At 49.4% G+C, this 13,982-nt stretch carries 12 protein-coding genes and 1 tRNA gene; 12 read left to right on the forward strand and 1 reads right to left on the reverse strand.

The window, feature by feature from the left end; translation table 11 throughout:
• Positions 1-12: 12 nt before the first annotated feature.
• From ytaF to IEY46_RS03860, 3 genes are read left to right on the forward strand one after another with little or no spacing between them, the layout of a single operon-like run.
• Positions 13-714, forward strand: coding sequence for a sporulation membrane protein YtaF (gene ytaF / locus IEY46_RS03850; RefSeq protein WP_188991663.1), 702 nt, complete (start codon positions 13-15; stop codon positions 712-714).
• A 20-nt stretch (positions 715-734) separates the two neighbouring features.
• On the forward strand, positions 735-1,337 hold the full coding sequence (coaE, locus tag IEY46_RS03855) for a dephospho-CoA kinase (protein ID WP_188989281.1): 603 nt from the start codon (positions 735-737) through the stop codon (positions 1,335-1,337).
• Positions 1,331-1,909, forward strand: coding sequence for a lytic transglycosylase domain-containing protein (locus IEY46_RS03860; protein ID WP_308422775.1), 579 nt, complete (start codon positions 1,331-1,333; stop codon positions 1,907-1,909). The genes coaE and IEY46_RS03860 overlap by 7 nt, the downstream gene beginning before the upstream one ends.
• A 67-nt stretch (positions 1,910-1,976) precedes the next feature.
• On the opposite strand, the gene IEY46_RS03865 is transcribed toward IEY46_RS03860, so the two are convergent.
• On the reverse strand, positions 1,977-2,195 hold the full coding sequence (locus IEY46_RS03865) for an alpha/beta-type small acid-soluble spore protein (protein ID WP_188989285.1): 219 nt from the start codon (positions 2,193-2,195) through the stop codon (positions 1,977-1,979).
• Positions 2,196-2,307: 112 nt separating this feature from the next.
• On the opposite strand from IEY46_RS03865, the gene nrdR reads away from it, so the two are divergent.
• The 9 genes from nrdR (at position 2,308) to IEY46_RS03915 (ending at position 13,952) form a co-directional block, all read left to right on the forward strand.
• Positions 2,308-2,778, forward strand: coding sequence for a transcriptional regulator NrdR (nrdR, locus tag IEY46_RS03870; RefSeq protein ID WP_188989287.1), 471 nt, complete (start codon positions 2,308-2,310; stop codon positions 2,776-2,778).
• Positions 2,779-2,826: 48 nt separating this feature from the next.
• A tRNA-Ala gene (locus IEY46_RS03875) sits at positions 2,827-2,902 on the forward strand.
• Positions 2,903-3,236: 334 nt separating this feature from the next.
• Positions 3,237-3,902, forward strand: coding sequence for a VOC family protein (locus IEY46_RS03880; RefSeq protein ID WP_188989289.1), 666 nt, complete (start codon positions 3,237-3,239; stop codon positions 3,900-3,902).
• 739 nt (positions 3,903-4,641) lie between these two features.
• Positions 4,642-4,842: a hypothetical protein gene (locus IEY46_RS03890; protein ID WP_188989293.1), complete on the forward strand. Its 201-nt coding sequence runs from the start codon at positions 4,642-4,644 to the stop codon at positions 4,840-4,842.
• 280 nt (positions 4,843-5,122) lie between these two features.
• The gene (locus IEY46_RS03895; protein WP_188989294.1) at positions 5,123-8,614 is read left to right on the forward strand and encodes a DUF642 domain-containing protein; all 3,492 of its coding nucleotides are present in this window, start codon (positions 5,123-5,125) and stop codon (positions 8,612-8,614) included.
• A 143-nt stretch (positions 8,615-8,757) separates the two neighbouring features.
• The gene (locus tag IEY46_RS03900; protein WP_188989296.1) at positions 8,758-9,894 is read left to right on the forward strand and encodes a Gfo/Idh/MocA family protein; all 1,137 of its coding nucleotides are present in this window, start codon (positions 8,758-8,760) and stop codon (positions 9,892-9,894) included.
• A gap of 159 nt (positions 9,895-10,053) precedes the next feature.
• Positions 10,054-11,475: an extracellular solute-binding protein gene (locus tag IEY46_RS03905; protein ID WP_188989298.1), complete on the forward strand. Its 1,422-nt coding sequence runs from the start codon at positions 10,054-10,056 to the stop codon at positions 11,473-11,475.
• A gap of 169 nt (positions 11,476-11,644) precedes the next feature.
• The gene (locus IEY46_RS03910; protein WP_188989300.1) at positions 11,645-12,487 is read left to right on the forward strand and encodes a hypothetical protein; all 843 of its coding nucleotides are present in this window, start codon (positions 11,645-11,647) and stop codon (positions 12,485-12,487) included.
• Between the two features lie 19 nt (positions 12,488-12,506).
• Positions 12,507-13,952, forward strand: a complete 1,446-nt coding sequence (locus IEY46_RS03915) for an ABC transporter substrate-binding protein (RefSeq protein WP_188989302.1) — start codon at positions 12,507-12,509, stop codon at positions 13,950-13,952.
• Positions 13,953-13,982 lie beyond the last annotated feature (30 nt).

The following is a 13,982-nucleotide window of genomic DNA, read 5'->3' on the forward strand; positions in this document are numbered from 1 at the left end:
GAGGGACATCGGTTGCTGGCACATGGCATTTCATTATTGCTCCTTGCTTTCGCCGTCAGTCTGGACGGCTTCGGCGTTGGTGTGACGTACGGACTCCGGCGGATTCGGATTCCGGGCTTGTCAATTGGGATCATCTCCTTATGCTCGGGTCTGGTCGTATGGTTGTCGATGCAGATCGGCACGATGTTAAGCGGCTATCTGTCTCCGGAGACAGCCAAATGGATTGGAGCTTGTCTGTTAATGCTGATTGGCTGTTGGGCGCTGTTTCAATTATGGCGCAGACGCAAGGACGCCATAGAAACGGATACCCGAATAACAGAGGCTTCGGGCGTCACCAAGGATGCCCCTGAGAAAAATCCAAAGCTGCCGGCCGTGCCCGTGCTGCTTCTGGAATGGAAAAGACTTGGAATTGTGATTCAAATTTTGCGGACGCCACAGATTGCCGATGTGGACCGTTCCGGTATCATTACCGCCTCGGAAGCACTGCTGCTTGGCATTGCTTTGTCGATTGACAGCTTTGGTGCAGGTCTTGGAGCAGCGATGGTTGGATTGCCGCCGCTATGGACAGCTCTTGTTATTTCTTCAACAAGCGGATTATTTCTGCTTGCAGGCATGCGGCTGGGCTTTCGTTTTGCTGCCTGGCGCGGAATGCGGGCGTTGTCGGTGCTGCCGGGATTGATGCTGATTATTATGGGATGTTTACGATTGTTATAAAGGCGTTATGAGGTGAAATCATGATAGTAGGGTTAACAGGCGGTATCGCTTGCGGCAAAAGCACAGTATCGGCTATGCTTGCGCAAAGAGGGGCGGAGATCGTCGATGCAGACCAGGTGGCCCGGGAAGTAGTTCTTCCCGGCGAGCCTGCGCTTGCGCAAATAACAGAACTATTCGGACAAGCCATATTGAACGAGGACGGGACGATGAACAGAGGCGAGCTCGGGCGTCTTGTTTTTGGCAATCGGGAGAAGCTGGATCAACTGGAGGGCATCTTGCATCCGGCCATTCGAAGCCGCATGTGGGAGCGTATGAATGCCAGTGAACAGAAGAATCCCGGCGGACTGATCGTCGCGGATATTCCTCTTTTGTATGAGACGGGACAAGCTTTGCTGTACAAGAAGGTGATTGTGGTGTATATTCCGCGCGAGCTGCAGGCAGAGAGACTGATGGCCCGCAATGGGTTTACGATGGAACAGGCGGAGCAGCGGATTTCCCTGCAGATGGATATTGAAGAGAAGAAGAAGCATGCGGATTATGTAATCGACAATAGTGGTTCACTTGAGAATACAGAGACTCAAATTGAACAATTATGGCTTGAGTTGGGACTATCCGGATGTTGAAGAAAGTTTTAAAAAAACGCGTACTGCTATTCCTGGTTATTGTACTGCTGGTCATGCTTTATCTGAAATCCGACTGGATGAACCGCTGGATGTATCCGATTCATTATCAGTCGGACATCCAGATCAGCTCCGTCAATTATGGGCTGGATCCTCATCTGGTTGCCGCGATTATTCGAGTGGAGACAAATTTCAGCAATAATAAAGTATCCAAGAAAGGCGCGATCGGGATGATGCAGCTGATGCCGGATACGGCGGACTGGATCGCCGAAAAAGGAAAGTTCACCAAAATATCCCATAATGCCATAGCCAGCCGGGCAGATATCAGCATTGAAATGGGCGCCTGGTACCTCAATTCGCTTCAACAGCAGTTCAAAGGCAACACCTATGCGATTGTTGCGGCTTATAACGCCGGGCCGGGAACGGTGAACCGCTGGCTGAGCGACGGAACCTGGGACGGAAAGATGGAGACGGTCAACCAGCTCCCATATGGCGAAACGCGCCACTATGTACAGCGGGTCATTTATTATTATAATAAGTACAAAAAGCTTTATCCCGATTTTGGGGCAAAATAATAAGGAAGCCTTGGCAATTCCGCCCCAGGGGCGGCTGCCAAAGCTTCCATTATGAATCCTGTGTGGCTTATTTAAACTGACCTGCGATCGATTGCTCAGCGATTTGTACCAGTTTGCGGGTGATATAACCCCCAAGGGAACCAGCGTCACGCGTAGCCATGTTGCCATAGTATCCATCTTGAGGGATCGAGATACCCAGCTCTTGAGCTACTTCATATTTCATTTGATCGAGCGCTGCATTAGCTTGTGGTACAACCAGTTGGTTGCTGCTGCGGTTTGAACTCATTGTCTTTCACCTCCTCGCGGTTGGTACAAGTATTATGTGCGATAGCGCGAGTTTCATTACAGGAAACGTATGGAAATTTTTATGAAGATGAATATGGGGGTCAATAATTCCGATGAAATGTCCGTATTGCGATTACGCGGGAACCAAAGTATTGGATTCCAGACCTGCGAACGACAACAAGTCCATCCGCCGTCGCCGTGAATGCGAGAAATGCACCCGAAGATTTACGACCTTCGAGATGATTGAAGAAACCCCGCTGATCGTTGTCAAGAAAGACGGTAGCCGTGAAGAATTCAATCGCGACAAAATCCTGCGTGGTCTGATCCGTGCCTGCGAGAAGCGCCCTGTTCCGGTTGAGAAGCTTGAAGTGATTGTCTCCGAGGCCGAGAAGGAACTGCGTACGACTGCTCAGGCCGAGGTCCAGAGCCGCGAGATCGGCGAGCTTGTCATGATGCAGTTGTACCCCGTAGACGAGGTGGCCTATGTTCGTTTTGCCTCCGTATACCGGCAGTTCAAAGACATCGATATGTTCATGAAAGAGCTCAATAGCCTGCTCTCTAATGGCGGCAATAAAAGTGATTGACAGATACGCTAGTCTGATGGTATGATCTTACTTGTCGCCATGATTCACGGGGCCTTAGCTCAGCTGGGAGAGCGCATCGCTGGCAGCGATGAGGTCAGGGGTTCGATCCCCCTAGGCTCCACCAAACAATAAATTTAAACCACTTCATTCGAAGTGGTTTTTTTATTGTTGGTGGAGCCCTAATAGGGGGCGAACCCGGGTTCGCCCGCGCGGACGAAATGGAGGGAGTAAGCTTCGAAGAAATACCTCTAATGTAGGAGCACGGCGTCTGAATCTACCGCTAAAAGTCATCGTCGAGTAGGCTTCGTCAGCCTACAATCAAGATTCATACATCCCATGAACCGGCATGCCAAGTAAAAGGCATCCCCCTAGGCTCCACCAAATATTACAAGCGCACACGCGCACACTCATTTATTAGAGTGTGCGCGTTTTTTGCGTTTTCGGGGAGGATATATTTAATGAACCATGTGAACAACATAGGTGATTTGTTTTGGTTGGATTTGAAGTCGTTAGATGTTGATAAGACCAAGACATTTTACGGGGAAGGATTTGGCTGGTCATTTATAAATGAAAATTGGGGTCACCGAAAGCAAACGGTGATTTATTTCGAAAAGTATCGTATTGGAGGATTAACAGATCTTCGTTCACCGGTCTATCCACCTGAGACGGAGCCGCATGCTAGTATTTATATTTTGGTCAATCATGTAGATACAATGCTGGATAGAGCGGTAGAAGCGGGTGGAAAAGTTATGCTTGAGCCATTTGATCTTCCTGGGATGGGACGTATGGCGACGCTGCAAGATCCGCAGGGGGCTGTGTTTTCTGTCTGGGAGCAAACTGGGGCTTTTACGGGGATTGGAACGCAGGAAGGGGCTGCGGAGAGGCTAAGCTGGATCGTACTTTTTTCGAGGGAAGTTTTCCAAGCAAGTCAGTTTTATCAGCAAGTATTTGATTGGGAAATGAAGCGCATGCGTGACGGGGATCGGGTTAGAAATGGGATTTGGAACAAAGGAGAGCAGATTGGTGCCATCGTGGAGAGGGATGGAACAGAAAAACATATCACAAATGAGTGGATCATCGGATATAAAGTTCAAGCATTGGAGAAGCAATGCCAAGACAGTTAGTTTAGGCGCACAGGCTGCGGAAACACGGTCAGAGCGTCAAGGAACAAGTAAAATGGTGTATGGGATCGGAGCGGATGGTATTCCGTTTGTGTTGATTCAAGTTTAATTTTCAGGAATATATCTGTAAATAGACTTCAAATCTTTTGGACATAAAGGGAAGCCCAAGTCATATTGGACGCTTCCTGCGAACAGCATAGCGAAATACTTGTAAAAGGCTTAGAGCGCAATGTAGATGTTGAGCTTATTACGAAATCCAACGGCTGATTAGAAGAAAACAACCCATAAAATGCCCGTTCGACCTCCTACGGGGAGGCGAAAGGGCTGAAAAGTCTGAAAAGTCTGCTTTCACGGTACTTGGATCTTTGTTAACCTTTAGGAACCGCCGTATGCGGACCCGCATGTACGGTGGTGTGAGAGCTCAGAGGCTAGTCGCCCCCTGCTACTCGATTATTTTCTGACACGTTGGTTGAAGGCTGCCATTGTTTCGCTTGTAGAAGAACTCGAAGTAAACATTCGCAGAGATTCCAGACACCGCGCGCCCAGAGAAGAAGTTACGGAACAATTCGAACAATTCAGCCGCTCTTTTTTCGAAGCTCAGCAAAAGTTGTACTCCAGTTGGGAAGAGAAACGGGGCTTTTTAGGCGCAATGGAAAAAGAACAACTGTATATCCATGGATTTATGGATGGTTACAAGGTAAACGGCGGATTCAATGAATGAAGTCATGAAAGATCATCCAGTATGATTATTGATGATGGCAGCCGCATGCAACCCATGTTTACAACCGAAGCCCTGGATGCGATTTACGCGCATACGCACGGCATCTGCCGGGAGATCAATAACATCTGCACCGCTACCCTGCTGGATGCCGTCTTGCGAAAGGACAAGCTGATTGATCTGGCTCCACATCAAAACCAAGCACGTAGTACTGGCTTCAATTAGCCTTCCCCGTGCAAATTTTTTTGTCCGTCACTATAGTTGTCGAAACCTGATCGCCATCTTCATGTCTGCGGAGAAAAAAAAGCCACCGTTATTGGCGGTTCCGAATGAATTCTCCGTCAATTAATGTGGTGTATGACATTAACAATTACGGTAATTGGAAATCGATAAATGATATTGACACAGAAACTTCCTCCTTGTAATATAGACATGTATAAACATGTATTTATTAGAGAACCATCTGATTGGACTGAATTACAATCCTAAAGGGGGGATATAAAGAATGAAGATTTATCAGTCTACGATCAGAATTGTCATGGCTTTGACGGTGATCGGCACGATGATGTTATTCAACCATTTTCCGGTTCATGCTTCCGATTACACGTATGACAGCTTTAAGAAGTACGATCAAAGTTGGAATTATGGCAGAGGCTTCAGCGATCCTGTTCTGACTGCGGATGCGGCCGATGGGGGGACTGTGGCATGGGCGCAATCCTATCTGCTTAACGGGTACGTAAACAGCTATCATGCTTCCAAGGATAATTACTGGCTGGACAAAATCGTGGATCAGACCGACAGGCTGCTTACAAATGCTTCGACGCTTGGCGGTACCGCCAAAGGATGGCCGTCGTTGTATTCCTATCCGATGCTGGATAACCGTGATTTCAAATTCGCGGGCCCCTTGAACGGAGCAACGGAAATGGTGCTGAACGGCGGATTCGAGACTGCCACGGGAGGAATACCGAATAACTGGACAAGGACGGGCGGATCTGCCGATGTTTACGTGTCGACGACGGAGAAATTCGCCGGAAATCAGGCGATTGTCATTAAGTACAATGGCACAGGAACGCCGAAGCTGACTCAGACAATTACTGTTGCGCCAAATCAGGAATACACGCTCAGTTACTACGCCAAAACAAATGGTTACCAGACGGGAGCCATCCTCAGTGCAGTCGATACGGCTACCGGTTCAGTCTTGGCCAATTCAAAGGTGTCGGATATGGATCCGGTCGTCTATCATCCGAATTGGGAACGTTACGCCTACAATTTCACCGCGCCTTCTTCGGGGAGCATCAGGCTGGAAATCGCCCTGACTTTCTACCAGGATACGGGGTGGATGGCTTACTTCGATCAGATTTCTGTAATGGCCGCAAACGCATCAAACGCAGCCACGATTGTCCAAAACGCGTCCTTCGAGACAGTGAACGGCAGCGATTCCACGCTGCCGCAAAGCTGGAGCCGCTGGCAGGGAAGCGCGTCTACCGCTTATCGGTCCATGTTGGTTACGGATGGATATGACGGCACAGCTTCGGCGGTCATCAAAGCGAACGGCACATCCTGGCAAACGATAGAGCAGACGCTCGCATACACTCCCAATACCGTTTATACAGTCAAATTTTCCGCCAAGAATAATATGTCCACCGCAGTCGGCAAAGTGGATGTTATAGACGAGAACAATATTACGTATGGGAGCATCACGTTTCAAAATGACACATGGTCCGTTTATAACTTTACTTTCAACGCTCCGTCCGCAGCGGGACACACCTTGAAGCTGAGACTGCTTCAGAACGATTACACGAACAACAAGTGGGTCACGGTCTACGATAGCGTGAACGCGTATCCGGTTCAACAGACGTCGTCCGCATCCTGGGAGCTTGTGAACGGCAATTCGGCTAACGCCTACCGGACCAATCAGTACAGCCCGAATTCAAACGTTCCTTGGGGAGTGGTCGTTTCCAACAGCAGTACGCAATCTCCATATTACAAGCAAAGACTGCTGGGATATGCCGCGGGAACCAAACACGGTCTTAGCGTAACGGCGAAAGCGCTCAGCGGCTCAACGGGCAGAGTGACGGTATACAACGAAACGACCGGTACGGAAATCGCTCGTAAAGACTTTGCCATTAACGAGTTCGGGTCGTTTGTCCTTGGTTTCACCACCCCTTCAAATACCTCGGATATCGTGACGATCCGGATTGGGTTGGCGGATAACGTCAATGGGCACGGGGCGGTTTACAGTAACGTGAATGCTGGGGAATACGGATTTTATATGGTTCACGAAGGCATGATTATGAATCCCGTTTTGAATTTCGTGAAGCTGGTTCAGAACGATTCGTCGCTTCATACCGCGTACTTGAGCAAGGCCAACGCATACAAAGCCTTTATCGTCGATAATTTGTACAGCAAGTGGGAGTCGAATTGGCAAGATATTAACGCCTCCTCGGGGATTTACAAGCAAACGAACAGCAACGTCGGGCAATCGAATCCAGGCAAAAGCTTGGCTAACAATCAATATTTATCGTACGGAGGAGCTTTGTACTTGCTGTATGACGTTACAAGCGATTCGACTTATCTGAACAGGGCCAATAAAATGGTTACCGCGTTCAAAAACAAGCTGAGCACGAACGCGTCGGGGGGCTATCAATGGAATTACTGGAGCAATCACGGCTCATGGGATAACAACTTCTGGTTTGATGACGCCAGCGTTTATAGCTTCGTTGATGATCTGACTCATTCAGCGGTGGCGCTGACCGGCCCGATCGAGGCTTATCGGCATGGTCAAGTGTTTACCCAGAGCGATATGATCAAGTTCTCCAAGACATTCACAGATGTGATGTGGAACGGTTCGGCGTCGCCGTATTTAATCAGTCACAGCCTCAATACGACAGGGGCGTATCCGATCCATTATCATTCATGGACGCCTTATGCGGGCTTCTGGGGCATGCTGGCAGAGGTTAATGCTTCTATGAAAAATATCATAAGCGGAATTGTGAAGGATCCGAAACAATCGGTCTACTTTCCGTTGACGGGCACCGCTGCGTTGAGATGGGCGAATGAAAACACAATGTTGAATCAAGGCTTCGAATATACCAATCCCGCAGATTCAACGTTGCCGCTTTATTGGCAAAGGTGGCAATCGACAAGCGCTACCGCATATATCGATACGGTCAATTTCCGGAGCGGAAGTGCGGGAATGACAGTGAAAACAAACCCGGCAGCAGGCTGGCAGGTGCTTGAGCAGATCGTTGCCGATTACGAGCCGAATACGGAATATACCTTGAGCTTTTATGCGAGGAACAATGCGACGCCAGCCAAAGGCAGGGTGGATATCGTTACCGATACGACAAGCGCCTTATTGACAACTGTCAATTTCGACAGCGGGACTTGGACGAAATATACGGCGACATTTCGTACCCCGGCGGCAGCGACAGAAAAGCTGAAAATCAGGCTCTATCATCAGGATTATGCGGTATCCGGAGGGATCAGCTACTTCGACGACGTATCCCTCGCTCCCTCCTTGTTCCACTCCGCAATTCCCAATGGGGGATTTGAATACACGGAGTTTTCGGATCCTACGTTGCCCAAATGGTGGAGCAGAGGGGGGACGACTTTGGAGAGCAAAGCGGTTGTGGCTCCCGCATTTAATTACCGTGGCACTCAAAGCCTCAAGCTGGAAACCTCGCCAGCGAACGGCGTTCAGGAGCTTATGTATTCCTGGTACGGCTACAAGCCGTCCGGCAATTACACGCTGAAGTTCTCGGCATCGCTTGGGGCGGGTTCAACTACGGGAGGGAAAATCATCGTTCGAGATAGGACGGCCGGAACGGATTTGGCGACGGTAACCTTCACGGCGACAGGACAATTTTACGATTATTCAACGACCTTTACTGCCCCGACAAGCTATGACCATGAGTTAAGGGTTATCATTCAGCATGATAATCCTGCCGCGAGCGGGGGCGTGATTTATGTCGATGAACTGGGTATTACGTTATAAGGCACTTCAATATTGATAAAGAAACGGAGTTTATCAAAGATGAACAGACTGGCGATTAACGGCGGCAATCCGGTACGAACGACACCCTTTATGGAGTGGCTTGATCAATGGAGCTATGTCGTCCAAGGAGAGGGTATGATCCGATGAAACTGGGGGTAATCGGCTACGGATCACGCATTCGGGACGTATTAGAAGAGCTAAGAGGCGTTGATGATCGATGTTTCGTCGGGGCGATTGCGGATGTCCGGCATGCGGAAATCAGGAATAATTGGCATGAGCGCGGAGGGGATGTTCCCCGGTTCTATAAGACGACTGAGCAAATGCTGCAGAAGGAAAGGCTGGACGGTATTCTGATCGGTACCCGTTGCTCGCTTCATACGGACATCGCTTTGAGAGTGCTGCCGACGGGGCTGCCGCTTTTCCTGGAGAAGCCGGTCGCGACCAGCATCGAGGATTTGCAGCGTCTGAAGCTCGCGTATGAAAGACACCCGTCTCCCGTACTTGTTTCTTTTCCGTTGCGCACATCGCCGATGATCCGGCTCGTCAAAGAGATCATCGACTCTGGCAAAATCGGAACGGTCGAGCATGTCCAGGCGGTAAACAACGTAACCTACGGAGGCGTATATTTCCATAACTGGTACAGAGACGAGCGGGAGACCGGCGGATTATTCTTGCAGAAAGCGACACATGATTTCGATTATATCAATCACTTGACAGGGCAGAAGCCAGTGGCGGTATGTGCGATGGTTTCAAAACAAGTTTTCAAGGGCGATAAGCCGGCGGGTCTGAAATGTGCGGATTGTGCCGAAAGGGAAAGCTGTGAGGAAAGCACGGCCAGCAGTAATAATCGCAACCGTACGCCTAAGGAGTGGGAATACTGCTGTTTCGCCGAAGATACGGGTAATGAGGATTCCGGGAGCGCCATTGTCAAATATGAATCGGGCATGCACGTCAGCTATTCGCAAAACTTTTTCGTGAGACGCAAAGCCGCAACGCGCGGAGCCCGATTGGTCGGCTATAAAGGTACATTGGAGTTTGACTTTTATACGGACACGGTCAAAGTATATATGCATCACACGCCACGCGTCGATACGTACGCGCTTGATCCGGATCAAGCGCATTTCGGCGGAGATGTCGTATTGGCGCAAAATTTCATCGAAATGATGAATGGAACCGGGAAGCCACTAAGCACGCTAGATTCCGGCCTGCTAAGTGCATTAATGTGCTTGAAAGCGAGAGAATCGGCACACACAAGCACCTTTCAACAAATCGTCTGGTAGATATCGCATTCCCGTTAAGGCGGCTTACCACCAATTGCCCTTCGTTGCTCTCGAGGTAGTTATCCCCTATAATGTAGACATGTATTAACAGGTATGCAATAAAGGGGTGTCGCTACGAAGCTTTTCGTGCAGCGGGTACTCGAGAGGAACGGTTGGAAGATGAAAGAGCTTAAACGCAGAAACAATTTTGATGAACGTTATCAAAAGCTGCTGGCTGATTTGAAAACCCATTTGAATACGGGAGTGCTGCGGCCGGGAGATCCGCTTCAGCCGGAGAACTGGCTGGCGGAGCATTATCAGATGAGCCGGACTTCCGTACGCAAGGCATTGGATTCGCTCGTTGAAGCGGATATCATTGTTAAGGTGCCGGGGAAAGGGAATTATATCAAACAAATCCCTTCCGTTAGCCTGAGCAAGGAAACGTTAAACATTTGCCTATATAAGCCCTTCTATGACCAGGCTGCGGTGAAGGCGGTCTTCTCTTCTTTTGAATCCGCCTACCAGAATGTCTCTATAGAGGTTACAGAAATATCCAGTCAGACGTACTTGCAGGATTTGGTTGCGATGCTCTCGTCGGATGAGGCGCCGGACTTGTTTCTATTGACGGATCTGCACTTATCCCTGCTCGATTTCAGCGAGTATTTATTTGATGTTACCGGATGCCTGCCATCTGGATTTGATCTGGAACGGGACAGCTTTGCGCCGGTATGGCAGCCCTATCTGAAGGAAGGCCGGCTCTATGGCTTGCCGGTATCCTTCTCACCGGTGCTGCTCGCGTACAATAAGGATTTGCTGAGCAGATACGGAGTTTCTTATCCGGCAGCGCCGATGAACTGGGCCGAGCTAAAGCGATTGGCCCTGCAATTAACGAAGCAGGAGGACGAGCAAGCCGTTTACGGTTTCGGTCTAAGCACGACGATTAATCGATTCAGCAGCTTTCTCATGCAAAGCGGTTTCCATGTGAAGGCTGGTGAATCGATCGACTGGAACAGCGAGGAAGTCCGCAAAACCGTTACGTTCGTTTACGAGATGCTCTTCAAAGATCAAGTATCGCCGATTTATCCCGCTTCCGAAGGAAAGATGGTGGATGAATTGTTCCATCTCGGCTATATGGGTATTGTTCAGACGACACTGATCACGATGAATAATCAGCGGAAGGATCATTTTAACTGGGATATTGCCCATCCTCCATATGAAGATGTCAAGGCGACTCCGGTTCTTACCGCCGGGATAGGTTTGAATCGGCGCAGCAACAAAAAAGCGCTGTCCCATCTTCTGTTACAGCACTGGCTTAAAGAGGAGACGCAATTGGAGTGGAGCCGGCATACGTTAAGTCCGCCGCTGCTGCGCGCCGTTGCCAAGGAAGCGGCCGCGCTGCCGAATAAACCGGACAACTGGAGACTATACGAGGACATTATGGCTTATGGGAAAGCGATTTCTGAAGTGGTCAATCCACATGATTTGCAATGGTTTGTCGACCAGCTATATCCATTATGGGCGAATATCGAAAGTCCGAGAACAGCTTGCGAACGGATCCAAAAGGAATTTGTATTAAAACAAAAAGAAGTAGCGCAAACTTAAGTGTGAGCAACGTGTAATAAATGTTGACGCATTCTCGCGAGTGTGTTAACTTAAAATTATGTATACATGTATACACATGTATACATTGCAGGAATCAACAGGGAGGCGATGCTGTCAGACTATTTCCACGAGCAACAAGGGGCGAAACGAAACAGGAGGGGGCGCCAACATGAAACCATGGATTATTCCTACGCATTACTACCAGCAGTTTGATGCTGATTATTCGCTGGAGCATCCGGCAGAAGGTTATGGAGGCTGGAAATGCGCCGACCTTCCGATTCAGCCGGACCGCACGGCAATCGTGATGATGCATGTGTGCGACTGCGGTACGCGCGATGAATATCCAGGATGGTTCAACAGCGTGGAATATTTGGAGCGTTCCTACCGGATTGCCAAAGAGGTACTGAAGCCGCTTGTATCCGCAGCGCGTACATCCGGAGCGATTAAAGTGATACATGTTCCTTATGACAAGCGCTACGTAACCGGATTGCCGGGATATGAAAGGGTTTGCAGGATGAGTCCGGATACGCCGGATCGGCTGGAGAAAGCGGATGAGGATGAAGTGTTATTCCAGCTTCGCAGCTTTAGAAGCAATCAGGTATATCCGGGAGAACGCAATCTCGAAGACGTGTTGCAAGGTGTAGAACGAATGAGTTTTGTCGATGGACTTGAACCGTTGAAGGACGAACTAATCACTGCCAGCAGCGAGCAATTGTTCGCCATATGCAAGGCGCAAGGCATCAATCATTTGATTTATACCGGCTTCGCCATCAATATGTGTCTGCTGATGTCACCCGGGGGGATGCTGGATATGTCGCGCAGAGGGATTCTTTGCTCGGCTGTCAGACAGGGGGTTACGGCAGTGGAAAACAGGGAGACGGCGGCAACGGAGATGGCCAAAGAGGTTGAATTGTGGCGTGTGGCATTATCGTTCGGATTCCTATACGATGCGGACGATCTGATCTCTTTATTGGCTTCAGATGGGCAAATGCAGCAATCAGGAGTTTCATAACCGGGAGGAGAACTTACTCATGAATCGATGGACGAACAAGGCATTACTCGTGTTGGCAGCGATACTGCTCTTATTTAGCGCAGCCTGCGGCTCCGGCGGCAACAATAAACCGGCTGATACCGCATCCGATTCACCATCCGCACCGGCCAAAAGCCAAGCAACCACTTCGGCATCCAATGAGCCGCAAGAGAAAGTCACCTTGAGGCTGTATACGCTTGATGATACCGACAAAGAACTGGTTGATTCCACAATCGATGAGTGGCACAAGATCAACCCGAATGTGGATGTGGAGGTTGTTATTCTCACAGGCGAAGACTCCATGGACAAGCTGAAAGTCATGCTGGCTGGAGGGGAGAAAATCGATATCGTGTACTATGATTTCTCGAACAGCTCCCGGGATAAGGCGTCGAAAATATATTACAAGCTGAACGACTTGATGGCTGTGGACAATTTCGATTATTTGGGAACCTATGGCGAGTATGGCCGGGCGACCATGATCGGCGACGAAATCTATGGCTTCGCCAATTGGCTGTCCCCAAGCGCGATCTGGGTCAATACAAAAACGCTGGAGCAAAAAAATATTCCAATACCGGATGACAACAACTGGACGTTCCAGGATTACTTCGATTTGATCGCGCAGCTTTCTTCGGACGAAGGGGGCAAACGCCAACATGGCGGCATGCACTTCCAACGGGGAATCTCCGGTATACTCGACGTGGCGGCTTACGGGGACTGGGAAGTCGTTAATGAAGACGGTACTCCCAATCTAGACAACCCGGTGCTGAAGCAGTCCGCGCAATGGTTCTATGATGCGATGTTCACGAATAAGTCAATGCCTACTGAAGCGGACGTAGACGCAAACAAGCTAGTCGCGTTGTTTGATTATGCCAAAGGACAGCTGCCCACGATGTTGGGTGCTGCCAACAGCGCCTTGTTCTTCGACGTATGGAAGACAATGGGGTATTTGACCGAGGAAGTGGACGCCCAAAATCCGTTCAAGCTGCTCAAAATGCCGAAGTGGGACAGCGCTAGCCCTTCAAGTCGCCATACAGCAACCGTTATCTCCCATGCCGTTGCCAAAACATCTGGGCACCCGAAAGAAGCTTATGAATATTTGAAGTTCTTTACACAACAAGGGCTTGTCCTCTCCTCCAAAAGCGTGCACCGCATTCCGCTCTGGAAAGATGCAGACGTGAACACGCTGATGAGCAACTGGAAATTTTACAAGGACAAAGACGGCAACTTGGTAGAAGGCAAGGATCGTACCGAGCTGTACAAGGCGGCATTGAATCGGGAACAAACGCCAATTTTCCCGAAATACGCGAATAAGTACGCCTATTCGTCCTTAATGCTTCAGGAGCTGAAGAAGGAGCTGAGCCTTGTGCTCGCAAACGAGAAATCGATTGATAAAGCCTTGGCCGACGCACAGAAAGCTTCCGAAGCTATCTACAAAAAGAACAGCTAAACCCCTTTCCGCTATGATTAGCTTGTCGGA

Origin of the sequence: Paenibacillus nasutitermitis (genome assembly GCF_014641075.1) — a bacterium.
In the GTDB taxonomy this organism is placed as follows: domain Bacteria; phylum Bacillota; class Bacilli; order Paenibacillales; family Paenibacillaceae; genus Paenibacillus_Z; species Paenibacillus_Z nasutitermitis.

Excerpts from the sequence above, each read along its gene's own strand:
- coaE (WP_188989281.1), top strand. The coding sequence starts at position 735 with ATGATAGTAGGGTTAACAGGCGGTATCGCTTGCGGCAAAAGCACAGTA.
- IEY46_RS03860 (WP_308422775.1), top strand. The coding sequence starts at position 1,331 with ATGTTGAAGAAAGTTTTAAAAAAACGCGTACTGCTATTCCTGGTTATT.
- IEY46_RS03865 (WP_188989285.1), bottom strand. The coding sequence starts at position 2,195 with ATGAGTTCAAACCGCAGCAGCAACCAACTGGTTGTACCACAAGCTAAT.
- nrdR (WP_188989287.1), top strand. The coding sequence starts at position 2,308 with ATGAAATGTCCGTATTGCGATTACGCGGGAACCAAAGTATTGGATTCC.
- IEY46_RS03880 (WP_188989289.1), top strand. The coding sequence starts at position 3,237 with ATGAACCATGTGAACAACATAGGTGATTTGTTTTGGTTGGATTTGAAG.
- IEY46_RS03890 (WP_188989293.1), top strand. The coding sequence starts at position 4,642 with ATGATTATTGATGATGGCAGCCGCATGCAACCCATGTTTACAACCGAA.
- IEY46_RS03895 (WP_188989294.1), top strand. The coding sequence starts at position 5,123 with ATGAAGATTTATCAGTCTACGATCAGAATTGTCATGGCTTTGACGGTG.
- IEY46_RS03900 (WP_188989296.1), top strand. The coding sequence starts at position 8,758 with ATGAAACTGGGGGTAATCGGCTACGGATCACGCATTCGGGACGTATTA.
- IEY46_RS03905 (WP_188989298.1), top strand. The coding sequence starts at position 10,054 with ATGAAAGAGCTTAAACGCAGAAACAATTTTGATGAACGTTATCAAAAG.
- IEY46_RS03910 (WP_188989300.1), top strand. The coding sequence starts at position 11,645 with ATGAAACCATGGATTATTCCTACGCATTACTACCAGCAGTTTGATGCT.
- IEY46_RS03915 (WP_188989302.1), top strand. The coding sequence starts at position 12,507 with ATGAATCGATGGACGAACAAGGCATTACTCGTGTTGGCAGCGATACTG.